The sequence below is a fragment of the Caballeronia grimmiae genome (assembly GCF_000698555.1).
GTDB lineage: Bacteria > Pseudomonadota > Gammaproteobacteria > Burkholderiales > Burkholderiaceae > Caballeronia > Caballeronia grimmiae.
In genome coordinates, this window is record NZ_JFHE01000026.1 from 35015 (window position 1) to 48884 (window position 13870).

At 65.8% G+C, this 13870-nt stretch carries 14 protein-coding genes and 1 pseudogene; 14 read left to right on the forward strand and 1 reads right to left on the reverse strand.

All coding sequences use genetic code 11. The features are described 5' to 3' along the window. Nucleotides 1-150 precede the first annotated feature (150 nt). From BG57_RS21905 to BG57_RS21935, 8 genes and pseudogenes are all read left to right on the forward strand, one after another. A complete protein-coding gene (locus BG57_RS21905; RefSeq protein ID WP_035967995.1) occupies nucleotides 151-1092 on the forward strand; it encodes a TauD/TfdA dioxygenase family protein in 942 nt (313 codons plus the stop codon). Further along, nucleotides 1038-1166, forward strand: a pseudogene (locus BG57_RS34440) (hypothetical protein); the annotation flags it as partial. The gene BG57_RS21905 and the pseudogene BG57_RS34440, both read left to right, overlap by 55 nt. Continuing rightward, entirely contained in the window at nucleotides 1140-2120 is a 981-nt protein-coding gene (locus BG57_RS21910) for an ABC transporter substrate-binding protein (protein ID WP_479389482.1), read from the forward strand. The pseudogene BG57_RS34440 and the gene BG57_RS21910, both read left to right, overlap by 27 nt. 19 nt (nucleotides 2121-2139) lie before the next feature. Next, a complete protein-coding gene (locus BG57_RS21915; RefSeq protein WP_035967996.1) occupies nucleotides 2140-2940 on the forward strand; it encodes an ABC transporter ATP-binding protein in 801 nt (266 codons plus the stop codon). Between the two features lie 21 nt (nucleotides 2941-2961). Continuing rightward, nucleotides 2962-3753, forward strand: coding sequence for an ABC transporter permease (locus tag BG57_RS21920; protein ID WP_035967998.1), 792 nt, complete (start codon nucleotides 2962-2964; stop codon nucleotides 3751-3753). Beyond that, on the forward strand, nucleotides 3750-5366 hold the full coding sequence (locus BG57_RS21925) for an FAD-dependent oxidoreductase (protein WP_035968066.1): 1617 nt from the start codon (nucleotides 3750-3752) through the stop codon (nucleotides 5364-5366). The genes BG57_RS21920 and BG57_RS21925 overlap by 4 nt, the downstream gene beginning before the upstream one ends. After that, the gene (locus tag BG57_RS21930) at nucleotides 5363-5686 is read left to right on the forward strand and encodes a 4Fe-4S dicluster domain-containing protein (RefSeq protein ID WP_035968000.1); all 324 of its coding nucleotides are present in this window, start codon (nucleotides 5363-5365) and stop codon (nucleotides 5684-5686) included. The genes BG57_RS21925 and BG57_RS21930 overlap by 4 nt, the downstream gene beginning before the upstream one ends. Nucleotides 5687-5824: 138 nt before the next feature. After that, complete coding sequence (locus BG57_RS21935; RefSeq protein ID WP_035968002.1) at nucleotides 5825-6289, forward strand: RidA family protein; 465 nt, start codon at nucleotides 5825-5827, stop codon at nucleotides 6287-6289. Between the two features lie 59 nt (nucleotides 6290-6348). Here BG57_RS21935 and BG57_RS21940 read toward each other — a convergent pair whose 3' ends face one another. Then, entirely contained in the window at nucleotides 6349-7176 is an 828-nt protein-coding gene (locus tag BG57_RS21940; RefSeq protein ID WP_035968003.1) for a MetQ/NlpA family ABC transporter substrate-binding protein, read from the reverse strand. Nucleotides 7177-7419: 243 nt separating this feature from the next. Between BG57_RS21940 and BG57_RS21945 the strand changes: the two genes are divergently transcribed. From BG57_RS21945 to BG57_RS21970, 6 genes are all read left to right on the forward strand, one after another. Further along, nucleotides 7420-8442, forward strand: a complete 1023-nt coding sequence (locus BG57_RS21945) for an ABC transporter permease (RefSeq protein ID WP_035968004.1) — start codon at nucleotides 7420-7422, stop codon at nucleotides 8440-8442. Next, the gene (locus BG57_RS21950; RefSeq protein ID WP_035968005.1) at nucleotides 8436-9245 is read left to right on the forward strand and encodes an ABC transporter ATP-binding protein; all 810 of its coding nucleotides are present in this window, start codon (nucleotides 8436-8438) and stop codon (nucleotides 9243-9245) included. Before BG57_RS21945 ends, BG57_RS21950 begins: the two co-directional genes overlap by 7 nt. Before the next feature lie 19 nt (nucleotides 9246-9264). Continuing rightward, on the forward strand, nucleotides 9265-10287 hold the full coding sequence (locus tag BG57_RS21955) for an ABC transporter substrate-binding protein (RefSeq protein ID WP_035968067.1): 1023 nt from the start codon (nucleotides 9265-9267) through the stop codon (nucleotides 10285-10287). Nucleotides 10288-10303: 16 nt separating this feature from the next. Further along, a complete protein-coding gene (locus tag BG57_RS21960) occupies nucleotides 10304-11743 on the forward strand; it encodes an NAD(P)-binding domain-containing protein (protein ID WP_035968006.1) in 1440 nt (479 codons plus the stop codon). Nucleotides 11744-12010: 267 nt separating this feature from the next. Next, the gene (gene soxC, locus BG57_RS21965; protein WP_052005937.1) at nucleotides 12011-13231 is read left to right on the forward strand and encodes a sulfite dehydrogenase; all 1221 of its coding nucleotides are present in this window, start codon (nucleotides 12011-12013) and stop codon (nucleotides 13229-13231) included. Then, a complete protein-coding gene (locus BG57_RS21970) occupies nucleotides 13224-13832 on the forward strand; it encodes a c-type cytochrome (protein ID WP_035968008.1) in 609 nt (202 codons plus the stop codon). Before soxC ends, BG57_RS21970 begins: the two co-directional genes overlap by 8 nt. Nucleotides 13833-13870: the final 38 nt, after the last annotated feature.

Below are 13870 nucleotides of genomic sequence, written 5' to 3' on the forward strand. Positions count from 1 at the left end.
AATGCGTATGTAACGCTTTGCTCGATGCATTCGAGCGCTCGCGTGAAAAGGGTCATCGACGATGCGTTCATACGCTTGCATCGATTCGTTCGTTGCGAAGCACCGCGCTCCGGTGGTTTGATTGAACGACCCAACGACGACGGAGGATGTATGAGCACGGTGCTGGATCATGGAGAAGCGCAGTCGCAAACTAAAGGCCACCAGGACTTGCGCGTGCGGCGCTACAAGCCGCTCGTCGGCGCGGTCATCGATAATGTCGATCTCGCCGCGCCGCTCAGCGAGGACAACCGTCAGACGCTGCGTCAGGCGTTGGTCGATCACGGCGTGATCTTTTTTCGTGAACAGACGCTCACGTCGGCGCAGCACGTGGCGCTCGCGCGCATCTTCGGCAACCCGATCCGCAAGAACGTCTATCTTCCGGCCGTCTCCGGTTTTCCCGAGATCGAGGTCATCGCGCACGGCGGCGACAAGACCCGCTCGGGCGGCACGGACAACTGGCATGTCGATGTTTCGTGGCAGCATCAGCCGCCCAAGGCCACCGTCCTTCACGCGCAGGAGATTCCGGAAGGTGGCGGAGGCGACACGATCTGGGCCTCGTCGGCGGCAGTCTACGACTTGCTGGATGCCGATCTGGCCCGCTACTTCGAGAAGCTGACCGCGGTGAACACCTTCATCGCGTCGCCGAAGAAGGGCGCGCTCGCGGATCTGCTGAGCGGCTATGAGATTCCCGATGGCACGGAGGACAACAGCGTCGAGGCCGGGCTCGCGCGTGTGCGTGACGCCGCGCAGAAGTATCCGCCGATCGAAGTGCCCGTCATCAAGACGCATCCCGAGAACGGACGCAAGCTCGTGTTCGTCAACGAGGGACATACGAGCCATATCCTCGGCGTATCGAAGACGCAGAGTCAGACCCTGCTCAACTATCTCTACGACCTCATCAAGACACCCGAAGTGCAGGCGCGCTTCGAATGGAAGCAGGGCGATGTCGCCATCTGGGACAACCGGCAAGTGCAGCACTATGCGGCGCGCGATTACGGCGCGGCGAAGCGGCGCATTCACCGCATCACGCTCGAACACGACGGCGTGTTCTGACCGGAGGCACACGCGTGACTTTCATCAAGCGATTCATTCAAGCAACGTTGCCGGTCGTCGCGTTCGCCGCGAGCGCGACGGCGGTTCTTGCGCAGACCCCCGAAAAGTTCGAACTGCGCTATCAGGGCTGGGCGAGCAAGGTCCTGTATCCGGAGCTTGCCGAAGAACTGGGCTATCTCGCGCCGATCAGGCTGAAGTGGGTCGGCAACACGATCAGCGGGCCGCAGGACATTCAGGCGGCCGTGACCGGCGATGTCGATTTCGGCGGCGCGTTCAACGGTTCCATTGTCAAGCTCGTCGCGGCGCATGCGCCGGTCAAGGCGGTGATCTCGTATGTCGGCACGGACAAGGAGACCAACGGCGGTCTCTTCGTCTTGCAGGACAGCGCGATCAAGGAGCCGCGCGATCTCGTCGGCAAAAAGATCGGCGTGAATACGCCGGGCGCGTATCAGCAATATCTCGTGACGGCGTATCTTCAGAAATCTGGGCTGACTCAGGCCGATATCGACCGCGTGACGTTCGTGCCCGCGCCGCCGGTGAATCTTGCGCAACTGCTCAAGCAGAAGCAGCTCGACGCGATCTTTCTCGAAGACATCATCAAGGACAAGCTGCTCGCCGATGGCGGCGCGCGCTTGCTCACGACCGACTACGCGCAGTTCGGCTCTTACGGCTATGCGAGCTATCTGTTCACGGACCGCTTCATCGGGCAGAACCCGAACACGGTGCGTAAATTCGTCGAAGGCACTGCCCGCGCGATCGAATGGGCGCGCACGACGCCGCGCGATCAGGTCGTTGCACGCCTGAAGAAGATCGTCGAGGCGCGGCATCGCAATGAAGATGCGACGATCGTCAATTACTGGAAATCGCCGGGCGTGGGCGGCAAGGGCGGCCTGATCGCGGCGGAGGATTTCACGACGTACATCGACTGGTATGTGAAGAACGGCGTGCTCAAGCCCGGACAGGTCAAGCCGGAAACGGTGTATTCCAACCAGTTCAATCCGTTTAACCAGGCCGTGGCCAGCCACTGACGCATCGGGAGGCGCAGCAATGAGTGCATCGATCGATGTGCGCAATGTCGCGAAGGGCTATCGCGTGAATCGGCGCGATCGCTTCGCGGTGCTCGACGAGGTTTCCTTTCACGTGGCGGCGGGCGAGTTCGTCTCGCTCGTCGGCCCGAGCGGATGCGGCAAGACCACGCTGCTCGATCTCATCGGCGGGCTGACGCTGCCGGATGCAGGCGAGATTCGGATCGACGGACGCAAGATCGAAGGGCCGGGCCTGGATCGCGGCATCGTGTTCCAGCAGTACGCACTGTTTCCGTGGCGCACGGCGCTCGGCAATGTCGCGTTCGGGCTGGAAGCGAAGGGCGTCGCGAAGGCGGAGCGGTTCGCGCGGGCACGGCGCTTTCTCGAACTCGTCGGACTCGGCGAGTTCGCGGACCGCTACCCGCATCAGTTGTCGGGCGGCATGAAGCAGCGCGTCGCCATCGCGCGTTCGCTCGCCTACGAACCCGACGTCCTGCTGATGGACGAACCGTTCGCCGCGCTCGATGCGCAGACGCGCGAATCCTTGCAGGACGAGCTGCTGCGCATCTGGAAGCACACCGGGACCTCCATCGTTTTCATCACGCATTCGATCGACGAAGCCATCTATCTCGGTCAGCGCGTGCTGGTGATGGCGGCATCGCCCGGGCGCATCACGCATGTGCTGCCGGTCAATGCGCCGAAGGACGCTACCGGCGAGGACGTGCGCGCGACGCCTGAATTCGTCCGGCTGCGGCATGAGATCTGGCAGATCATCCGCTCGCGTCGCGCGGCGGCACATCTGCAGGTTGCGCAGGCGGCCTGATCCACCCTTCAAGGAGCTTCGATGAGTACGGTCATCACCGCGCCCCCGCGCGTCGCCTGGGGCTTGCCGCGGGCGCTTCGGTCGAGCATCGCCGTCGTGGCGTTCGTCGCGCTGTGGGAAGCGCTGCCGCGCCTGCACTGGGTCGATGCGACCTTCCTGCCGCCGTTTTCCGTGGTGCTTCGCGCCTTGTGCGACATGGCGCTGTCGGGCGAGCTCTGGGTGCATCTCTTCGCCAGCGCGGCGCGCGCGCTCTCCGGCTTCGCGATCGCGGTCGCGTTCGGCGTGCCGCTGGGATTGTTCATCGGCTGGTATCGAACGCTCGCGGAAGTGCTCGATCCGCTGCTCGAACTGTTTCGCAATACCGCGCCGCTCGCCTTGCTGCCGGTCTTCGTGCTCGTGCTCGGCATGGGCGAAACCTCGAAAGTGTCGATGGTCGTGTACTCGTGCATCTGGCCCGTCGTGCTCAATACGGTGAGCGGCGTGCGCAACGTCGATCCGCTGCTGATCCGCTCGGCCCGCTCGATGGGACTCAAGCCGCTGCAACTGTTCGCGAAGGTCGTTCTGCCTGCGTCGGTGCCCTCGGTGTTCACGGGCGTTCGCATCGCGGGCGCGTATTCGATTCTCGTGCTCATCGCGGCCGAAATGGTCGGCGCGAAGGCGGGCTTGGGCTATCTCGTCAACTATTCGCAATTCACCTTCGAGATTCCGAAGATGTACGCGGGCATCCTCACCCTTGCCTTGCTCGGACTCGCCTTTAATCAGACGGTGCTGTTCGCCGAAAAGCGGCTTGCCGCATGGAAGGAGCGGGCATGACGCAGCGCGCGAGCGTGACCGATGCACAACGTCACTACGACGCCGACGTGCTCGTCATCGGCGGCGGCCCGGCGGGCACGTGGGCCGCGATCAGTGCCGCCGCAAGAGGGGCGCGCGTGGTGCTCGCGGACAAGGGCTTTTGCGGCACGTCGGGCGCGACGGCGCCATCGGGCACGGGCGTCTGGTACGTGCCGCGCGACAGGGACGCCCGCGAACGCGCGAGGGCCAGCCGTTACGCGCTCGGCGGCGAACTCGCCGAACGCGCGTGGATGGATCGCGTGCTGGAGCAGACCTGGCTCAACTGCGAACGCCTGGCGCAATGGGGCTATCCGTTTCCGGTCGACGAAGCCGGCAACGCGCGCCGCACCTCTCTGCAGGGTCCCGAATACATGCGCCTCATGCGCAAGCGTGTGAAGGAGGCGGGCGCGCGCATTCTCGATCACAGTCCGGCGCTGGAACTGCTGATCGATGAGCGCGGTGCGGTGGCGGGCGCTTCGGGCGTGCATCGGCAGACGGGCGAGACCTGGAGTGCGCGGACCGGCAGCGTCGTCATCGCGACGGGCGGCTGCGCGTTCCTGAGCAACGCGCTCGGCTGCAACGTGCTGACGGGCGACGGTCATCTGATGGCCGCCGAAGCCGGCGCGGAATGCTCCGGCATGGAGTTCTCGAACGCTTACGGTCTCGGTCCGGCGTTCTCCTCGGTGACGAAATCGCTGTTCTATAACTGGGCCACTTTCTACGATGCCACGGGCACGGCGATCCCCGGCGCCGGTTCGTCGCACGGGCGCGGGGTGATCGCGAAGACGCTGGAATCGCAGCCGGTGTTCGCATGCCTCGATCGCACGGATGCCGACATCCGCGCGTGGATGCGCCGCTCGCAGCCGAACTTCTTCGTGCCGTTCGACCGATCAGGCATCGATCCCTTCACCCGGCATTTTCCGGTGACGTTGCGCCTCGAAGGCACCGTGCGCGGCACGGGCGGCCTGCACGTGACCGATGCGACCTGCGCGAGCTCGGTCCCGGGCCTGTACGCCGCCGGCGACGCCGCCACGCGCGAGCTGATCTGCGGCGGCTTCACGGGCGGCGGCAGCCACAACGCCGCATGGGCGATGTCGTCCGGCTTCTGGGCCGGCGCGGGCGCGGCCGATCACGCCCGCACGGTGCGCGCGCTGCGCACGCCGCGAACGTTGCTTCGGGCAGGCCGTGCGAGTTTGCGCGATGGCGGCGCGAACGCGCCCATCGATCCCGCCGCGCTCATCCGCGCGGTTCAGGACGAAGTGTTGCCGACGCAGCGCAACTGGACACGTCGTGCGGACCTGCTCGAAGACTCGCTCGGGCGGCTCGATGCGCTTTGGCATCGGGTGCGAGGCGCAGCGGCGTCGGATCTGAACCAGATGGTCCGTGCCCGCGAAGCCGTCGCCATGCTCGCCGTGTCGCGCTGGATGTATCGCAGTGCGCTCGCCCGCACGGAGACGCGCGGCATGGCCCGCCGACAGGACTACCCGGCGGCCGATGCGGCGCAGCGGCATCGCCTGCTGAGCGGCGGTCTCGATGAAGTCTGGGTCGCGCGCCACGCGGTGCGCCATGACGCGAACGGGGATATCGCCGCATGATCGAAATCGTCGATACGGAACGCTGCACCGGCTGCGACATCTGCGTGCGCGTGTGCCCGACCAATGTTTTCGATGCAGCGGCATCGACGGATGGCCCGCCGGTCATCGCGCGGCAGGACGATTGTCAGACCTGCTTCATGTGCGAACTGTACTGCCCGGAAGACGCGCTGTATGTCGCGCCTCAGACCACATCCGGCGTGAGCGTCGATGCGGCGGCGACGCTCAAGGGGAGTTATCGGCAAGCCATCGGCTGGCGTCGCGGCCAGCGGTCCGGCGCGGCGGACGATGCGAGCTATGAACTGCTGAGCCGCGCGCACTGAGCAGGCGGGTAACGAACGCCCTGCGCCGCGCATGGACTGTCATATCGATATGAAGCTTCGTTGGTTAGCGCGTTGACCGACGCTGCATAACATGAGCGGCTTCGCGTTATTCCACGCATTCGTACCGACAGGAGCACCATGAGCGCCGACGAAAGACTCAACCGTCTGATCGACCCCGACCGCACTTCGAGCAATCCGAAGGCGAACTATCGCAATGCCACGCGCTGGGGCGATCTCGTTTTCGTGTCGGGCAAGTCGGCGGGCGCCGCCATCGACGGCAAGCCATCCAGAGGACGGCTCGGCGACACGCTCACGCTCGAAGACGGCGTCGCGTTCGCACGCGAGGCGGCGCTGGAGCTGCTGCTCGTGCTGCGCGACGAACTCGGCTCGCTCGAACGCGTGAAGCAGGTGCTCGACGTGCAGGGCTTCGTGAACGCCGACGCCGCTTTCGAAGACCACGCGAAGGTGCTCGACGGCGCATCGGACGTGCTGGTCGAGGTTCTGGGCGAAGCCGGCGTGCACGCGCGTTCGGTGTTGGGCGCCGTGTCGCTGCGCGGCGGGCAGCCGGTGATTCTGCGCGCCGTCGTCGGCGTGAGCGGCTGATCGCTCCGGAGAGCGGCGAAGGAGGGGGCGCGCAAGACAGCGCCTCACGCCGCACCGTTTCACTTCGAGGGTGCGCCGTCCCATGCCGGCAGCACCGCGCCGTGGTACACGCTCAGGATGACCGACGCGACATTCGCCTGCTGATAGCTCTCGAGCAGTTCCTTCACCCACGGAGCCTGCGCATCTTTCGCGTTGACGGCCAGAAAGTTGCGATACGGATTGTCCGTCACCTTCTCCTGCGCGATGCGCTCCTGCGGCACCTTGATGCCGCTTTTGAACGCCCAGCCCGTGTTGACCACGGCGGCGTCGAGATCGTCGATCGCGCGGCCCACGATGCCCGCGTCGAGTTCCTTGATTTGGACGTGCTTCGGGTTGTCGGCGATGTCGCGCGCGGTCGGCAGCAGGCCGACGTTCTCACGCAGCCTGATCAAGCCGTTGGCCTGCAACAGCAGCAGCGCGCGGCCCTCGTTGCTCGGATCGTTGGGCACGCCGATAGTCGCGTTCTGTGGCAGGGCGTCAATGGATTTCCACTTGCGCGAGTACAGGCCGATCGGCTGCACGTAGGTGTAGCCCGCCGGCACGATATCGTAGTGACGCGCCTTGACTTGCGCGTCGAGATACGGCTTGTGCTGGAAGGCGTTGAGGTCGAGATCATGCTGGGCGAGCGCTTCGTTCGGCTGGGTGTAGTCCGAAAAAGTCGTGAGCTTCACGGTGATGCCATGTTTCGCGGCGTTCGCCGCGACCGTGCGCCAGATGTCCTCGTCCTCGCCGGACATGATGCCGACGCGCACGGTCTGACTGGCCGCTGACGAAAGTGGCGCGCTCGCGATGCCGCAGACGAGTGCAACAGAGAACAGGGCGGTTTTGAAGGGCAGCTTGATCTTCACGAAATCATCGGTGACAGGTTGAGAGACTGCCCATGCTAGAGGCGCGGCGTGCGCCCGGCAAACAATATCCAGCGCTATCGATATGCGATCGAGAGGCGTGAATGCATCGCGGAGCGCGAGCGGTTCGTCATCCTGAGTGACTGGCCGCCCCGCATATATCGATAGTCGAATCCATTGATTCACTTCGGCGTCGCGCCTCGCTACGCTGCGCAACATCAATCGTGCTGTCCTCAGGCCATACTCATGTCCACACGCATTCAAACGCTCGATACAGGCGGCATCGCGCCGGCGCACGAGACCGCGCCGGGGCCGCTCGTTCCGCAGCGCAAGACGCTCGTCGCGGCGCTCGCCACCCTCGGCTGGCTCGGCGGAGCGGCGCTCACACAATGGTGGCCCGCGCTCGACGACTGGCCTGATACGCGCGAGCTGCTGGTTCTCAAGCTCCTGCTAGCGCTGGCCGGTGCGCTGTTGTTCGCTGGCAGTCTGAGGCACGCGCGCTTGGCCGCGAAGTGGATCGAGACCGCGCCGTGGCTGCTCGCGCTGGCGATCGGCATCACGGCGTGGGAGGCCGTCACCGCGCAGCTCGAATGGCTGCCGCGTCCCTTCTTCGCGCCGCCGCAGGCGCTCATCGCCGTCTTCTTCGACGATCTGCCGCGCCTGTCTTCCAGCGTCGGTCATTCGTTCGTCCTGCTCGCTTATGGCTACGTGCTGGGCGCGCTCACGGGGTTCATCGTCGGCGTCTCGATCGGCTGGTCGCGCGCGGTCGGTTACTGGCTGCATCCGGTATTGCGCCTGATCGGGCCGTTGCCCGCGACGGCGTGGCTGCCGCTCGCGTTCTTCTTCTTTCCATCGAGCTTCTCCGCGAGCGTGTTTCTCATCGCGCTCGCGACGGGCTTTCCCGTGGCCGTTCTGACCTGGTCGGGCGTGGCGGGCGTCAACAAGGCGTTCTACGACGTCGCCCGCACGCTCGGCGCGAAACCCTCGTTCCTCATTTTGCGAGTCGCGATTCCGGCCGCCTTGCCGAACGTGTTCGTCGGCCTGTTCATGGGCCTGGGCGCATCGTTTTCGGTGCTGATCGTCGCCGAGATGATGGGCGTGAAGGCGGGCCTCGGCTGGTATCTGCAATGGGCGCAGGGCTGGGCCGCGTATTCGAACATGTATGCCGCGCTGCTCGTCATGGCGCTGATGTGCTCCGGGCTCATTACCTTGCTGTTCAAACTGCGCGACCGGCTGCTGAGCTGGCAGAAGGGGGTGCTCAAATGGTAGGCGCATCGGCATTGCGGGCGGGGACGCCGGTCGCGAAAGGAGCGCGCATCGAGGTGGATCACGTCGGTCATGCGTTCGCGCTTAAAGGCGAAACGCTGCCCGTACTAGACGACATCTGCCTCACGGTCGAACCCGGCGAGTTCGTCGCGCTGCTGGGCCCGAGCGGATGCGGCAAGTCCACCTTGCTGCGGCTCGTCGCGGGTCTCGACCGCCCGCTGAAAGGCGCGCTGCACGAGGATGGCGCGCCGATCGCCGGTCCCGATCCGTCGCGCGTGGTCGTGTTTCAGGATCCGACGCTGTTCCCGTGGCGCACGGTACGCGAGAACGTCGGTCTGGGACCGCAGGCGCAGGGTGCGCTGAAGGACAGGCATGCGCGCCGCGATGTCCATGCGCGCATCGATGCCGCGCTGGAACTGGTCGGCCTCACTGCATTCGCGCACGCACATCCGCATCAGCTCTCGGGCGGCATGGCGCAGCGCGCGGCGCTGGCGCGCGCGCTGGTCAACGATCCGCGTCTGCTCGTGCTCGACGAACCGTTCGGCAAGCTCGACTCGCTCACGCGCATTCGCATGCAGGGCGAGCTGGTGCGGCTGTGGCAGCGCGCGAACTTCTCCGTGCTGCTCGTCACGCACGACGTCGAAGAAGCACTGTTCGTGGCGAATCGCGTGATCGTGCTGTCAGAGCGCCCGGCGCGCATCGTGACGGAAGTGCGCAACGACCTGCCTTATCCGCGTCATCGCGACGACCCGAAACTCGTCGGGTTGCGGCGTGAAGTGCTCGGGCGACTTGGGCTCGCGGCCTGATCAAAAAGGAAACGATACGATGCACACCCTGCTGAACGATCCGTCACGACGTGCGTGGCTCAGGAAAACCGCCTGGAGCGCGGGCGGTCTCGCACTCGCGGGCGCGAGTTTCGGCTTGCCCGCCACGCGCGCGTCAGCCGATGAAAACCTCAAAAAACTCAAGCTCTCATGGAACGCGGGTGGCATCTGCACGGCGCCCGTGCCGGTGGCCGTGAAGGAGGGCTTCTTCCATAAGCACGGGCTGGACGTGGAACTCGTCAACTTCGCGGGCTCCACGGACCAGTTGCTGGAAGCCATAGCGACAGGCAAATCCGATGCGGGCGTCGGCATGGCGCTGCGCTGGATCAAGCCGCTGGAGCAGGGCTTCGACGTGAAGCTGACCGCGGGCATCCACGGCGGCTGCATGCGCGTGCTGTCGGCGAAGTCATCGGGCATCGTGGATTTGCAAGGTCTGAAGGGGCGCACCATCGGCGTGAGCGACATGGCCAGTCCCGCGAAGAACTTCTTCGCGATCAGCTTCAGGAAGATCGGCGTCGATCCGGAAAACGAAGTGCACTGGCGCCAGTACCCCGCGCCGCTTCTTGGCGAAGCCTTGAAAAAGGGCGAAGTGCAGGCCATTGCCGACGGCGATCCGACCATCTGGAACCTGCGCGAGTCGGATCATCTCTACGAGGTCTCGAACAACTTGTGCGGCGAATATGCGAACCGCGTGTGCTGCGTGCTCGGCGTGCGCGGCTCGCTCGTGCGCAAGGACCGCGCGACGGCGCAGGCGCTGACCCAGGCGCTGCTCGAAGCGACCGAGTGGACGGCAAACCATCCCGATGAAGCCGCCGCCATCTTCGCGCCCAATGCGCCGAGCGCCAATGTCGCGCAACTCGCGGCGATGTTGCGCAGCCACACGCATCACCATCATCCGACGGGCGATGCCTTCAAGGAGGAAATCGCGCTATATGCGGACGATCTGAAGTCGGTCGGTGTGATCAATGCCGGCACCGACAGCAACCGCTTCGCGACGCGCGTGTTCTCCGATGTCATTGCGTGACCACCCCGAAAAGCCCATGAGCGAATCGAACCACTCACACGACCAGCACGCGCTCGACACGCTGTGTCTCATCGGCCCCGATCCGGAGAACTGGGTCGTCGCGCGGCCGGGCATCGACCATAACGTATTGATCGTCGGCGGCGGACAAACCGGTGCGGCGTTCGCGTTCGCGTTGCGTCGCGCGGGCATCGGCGGGGTCAGCGTGATCGACGCCGCGCCCGACGAAGCGCGCGCGGGCTCATGGACCAATTACGCGCGGATGAATCGCCTGCGCACGCCGAAGAGTCTGCCCGGACCTGAAGGGGGCGTGCCGGGGTTGAGCTTTCAGGCGTGGCACGAGGCGCGTCACGGCGAGGCGTCGTATGCCGATATCGAGCGGATTGGGCGCAGGCAATGGGCCGACTATCTCGCGTGGTATCGCGCGTTTCTCGGCATTCCGGTTCGCTATGGCACAACGCTCACGCTCATCGAGCCACAAGGCGCGCATTTCCGCCTGCATTTGACGGTGCGCACGGAACGCGGCGTCGAGCTGCGCGTCGAGACGGCGCGCAAGATCATTCTCGGCAACGGCGTATCGGGCAACGGGCGGCCGAACATCGTGCCGCCGCTGGCGTCGCTGCCGGCCACGCATCTGGCGCATACGTCCGATGCGATCGATTTCGCGTCGCTCGCGGGCAAGACGGTTGCGGTGATCGGCGGCGCGGCATCGGCCTTCGATGCGGCGGCGGCCGCACTCGAAGCCGGCGCGCGCGACGTGCATCTGTTCGTGCGGCGCGCGACATTGCCTGCGGTCCCGGTGAGCCGCGCACGGGCGTATCCCGGCGCGTACGATAACTTTCCCTCGCTGCCGGATGCCGTGCGCTGGCGGCAGGCGCTGCGTTTCCGTCGCGCGGGCTCGACCGCGCCCGCCGACGCTATCGAACGCGTGGCGCGTCATGCCAACTTCCATCTGCATCTGGGTGCGCCCTGGCATGAAGCCTTCGTCGATGGCGGGCGCGTGCGCGCGCGTGCGGCAGACGGCGCGTTCGAATTCGACTTCGTGATCGCGGGAACGGGCTACGCCGTCGATCTGCATGCACGGCCCGAGCTTGCGGGCATCGCCGATCATGTGCTGCTCTGGCGCGACCGCTATACGCCGCCATCCGGCGAACGCGATGATGCGCTCGGCGCGCATCCCTACCTCGGCGATGCGCTCGAATATATCGAGAAGCGGCCCGGCGAGGCATCGTTCCTGAAGAACATTCACGTCTTCAATCCGGCAGGATTCGTGAGCCGCGGCGTGCCGGTCGGCGACGTGCCGTGCATGAAGCGCGATATTCCGGCAGTCGTACGGCGCATCAGCCGGGACCTGTTCCTGGAGGATCTCGAAGCGCATGAAGCCCGCATGGGCGGCGATGTTCCAGCTGACTTCGACGAGGCGGCTTACGCGGATCGCGTGTATCGCCAGGCGGGTTAGCGGGCGAGGCGGCCCGTATCGCCGTCATTGCATTCCCAGGCGCGCCTTGGACGATGGCGCTCGAGCAATCCTTGTCGTTTGCATAGCCGCAATCTCGAATGGGAATCCCGAAACGGCGACCCATGACCGCGCGTGCAACTGTCTGTCTTTCTTCTGCCCGACTCATCGAGCATGCCGAAAATTCCGCGTTTTTCATCGTTTTCCGCCAAAAGGCCCGTCGATCCGGCGAAGCCCGCGCAACAATCCCCCGCGTCGCCGCGACGCCGGATGCTGGGCGGCCTCGCGCTGTCGGCTGTCGTGACGCCTCACGCGAATGCGGCGTCGGGGCTGTTGCAGCCGCTCAGCGTCGAGCCGTGGACGCGCATGCCCGGCGCGCCGATTCTCGACCATCCCTATGGCCAGCCATCCGCGCACGAATCCAACGTCGTGCGCCGCGCGGCACGTGCGTGGCCGGTGCCGGGCGCGGCTTCGTCGCTCACGCCGCTCGCCGATCTGCAAGGCGCGATCACTCCGAGCGGGCTCGTCTATGAGCGTCATCATGCCGGTGTGCCGGATATCGATCCGGACCAGCACCGGCTCGTGATTCACGGCCTCGTGCGCGAGCCGAAGCTCTTCACGATGGACGACTTGCTGCGGCTGCCTTCCGAATCGCGCGTGCACTTTCTCGAATGTTCGGGCAATACCGGGAGCGAATGGAAAGGGCCGAGCGGGCTGCCCGTTCAGCTCACGCACGGGCTTCTGTCGTGCTGCGAGTGGACCGGCGTGCGGCTTTCGACGTTGATCGAGGCCGCCGGCGGGGTCGCTGCAAACGAGCGCCAGGAACCGCGCTGGATTCTCGCGGAGGGCGCGGATGCCGCCGCGATGACGCGCAGCCTGCCGCTCGATCGCGTGCTCGATCGCGCGCTCGTCGTGTATGCGCAGAACGGCGAGCGCCTGCGGCCGGAGAACGGCTATCCGCTGCGGCTTCTGATCCCTGGCTTCGAAGGCAATACCAATGTGAAGTGGCTGCGCAGGCTGAAGCTCGTCGACGCGCCGCTCGAAACGCGCGAGGAAACGTCGAAATACACGAACCTGCTGGCCGATGGCCGCGCCCGCCAGTTCGTTTTCGAGATGGATGCGAAATCGGTCATCACGCGGCCATCGCCCGGGCACACATTGACGACCCGCGGCTACTACCCGATCGTGGGGCTGGCCTGGTCGGGACGTGGCGCGATTCGTCAGGTCGAAGTGTCCGTCGATGGCGGCCGGTCATGGCAGCAGGCCCGGCTCGACGGGCCGCCCAGGGATCGCGCGCTCACGCGTTTTCATGCGGGATGGGTGTGGAACGGCGAGCCGGCCACGATCCTCTCGCGGGCGACGGACTCGACCGGGTACATCCAGCCCACGCGCGAGGCGCTGGTCGCGGCGCGCGGGCTGAACTCGATTTACCACTACAACGGCATTCAGCAATGGCGCGTCTACGCCGATGGCAGCGTAAAAAATGCATAGGGAATCAGCTCGACAACGTCGTTCCGTGCGTCCGCTGATCGCGGGCCTGACGGCGCTCTGCCTGGCCGCCTGCTCGGCGCCGTCGCGGGACGGGCGCGCATCGCGGTCCACGACGGATGATGCGACGGCTCGCGCCGCCATCGGCACGATCGGCACGCCCGTGAGCGCGGCGGACATCGCCGCGTGGAACATCGATATCGCGCCTGACGGTCACGGCCTCCCTGCGGGCAGTGGCGACGTGGCGACCGGCGCGCGGATCTTCGCCGCAAAGTGCGCCGCGTGCCACGGCGCGAAAGGCGAGGGCGTGCTGGGCGACCGGCTGATCGGCGGGCGTGGCACGCTCACGAGCGCGAACCCGGTGCGCACGGTCGGAAGCTACTGGCCGTACGCGACGACACTCTTCGATTACATCCGCCGCGCCATGCCTTATAACGCGCCGCAATCGTTGAGCGCGGACGAGGTCTATGCAGTGAGCGCGTGGATCCTGAATCAGAATGGCGTCGTTGCCGACGACGCTCGTCTCGATGCGCGTTCGCTGGCCGCCATCCGCATGCCGAACCGCGATGGATTCGTTCCGGACCCGCGACCGGGCCGCCTTTAAGCGGAATGTCCGCGGCTCGACCGGGACCCGCCCTCTGT

What these genes read in the sequence shown, in the direction of transcription:
- BG57_RS21905 (WP_035967995.1), top strand. Translation starts at nt 151, where the DNA reads ATGAGCACGGTGCTGGATCATGGAGAAGCGCAGTCGCAAACTAAAGGC.
- BG57_RS21915 (WP_035967996.1), top strand. Translation starts at nt 2,140, where the DNA reads ATGAGTGCATCGATCGATGTGCGCAATGTCGCGAAGGGCTATCGCGTG.
- BG57_RS21920 (WP_035967998.1), top strand. Translation starts at nt 2,962, where the DNA reads ATGAGTACGGTCATCACCGCGCCCCCGCGCGTCGCCTGGGGCTTGCCG.
- BG57_RS21925 (WP_035968066.1), top strand. Translation starts at nt 3,750, where the DNA reads ATGACGCAGCGCGCGAGCGTGACCGATGCACAACGTCACTACGACGCC.
- BG57_RS21930 (WP_035968000.1), top strand. Translation starts at nt 5,363, where the DNA reads ATGATCGAAATCGTCGATACGGAACGCTGCACCGGCTGCGACATCTGC.
- BG57_RS21935 (WP_035968002.1), top strand. Translation starts at nt 5,825, where the DNA reads ATGAGCGCCGACGAAAGACTCAACCGTCTGATCGACCCCGACCGCACT.
- BG57_RS21945 (WP_035968004.1), top strand. Translation starts at nt 7,420, where the DNA reads ATGTCCACACGCATTCAAACGCTCGATACAGGCGGCATCGCGCCGGCG.
- BG57_RS21950 (WP_035968005.1), top strand. Translation starts at nt 8,436, where the DNA reads ATGGTAGGCGCATCGGCATTGCGGGCGGGGACGCCGGTCGCGAAAGGA.
- BG57_RS21955 (WP_035968067.1), top strand. Translation starts at nt 9,265, where the DNA reads ATGCACACCCTGCTGAACGATCCGTCACGACGTGCGTGGCTCAGGAAA.
- BG57_RS21960 (WP_035968006.1), top strand. Translation starts at nt 10,304, where the DNA reads ATGAGCGAATCGAACCACTCACACGACCAGCACGCGCTCGACACGCTG.
- soxC (WP_052005937.1), top strand. Translation starts at nt 12,011, where the DNA reads ATGCTGGGCGGCCTCGCGCTGTCGGCTGTCGTGACGCCTCACGCGAAT.
- BG57_RS21970 (WP_035968008.1), top strand. Translation starts at nt 13,224, where the DNA reads ATGCATAGGGAATCAGCTCGACAACGTCGTTCCGTGCGTCCGCTGATC.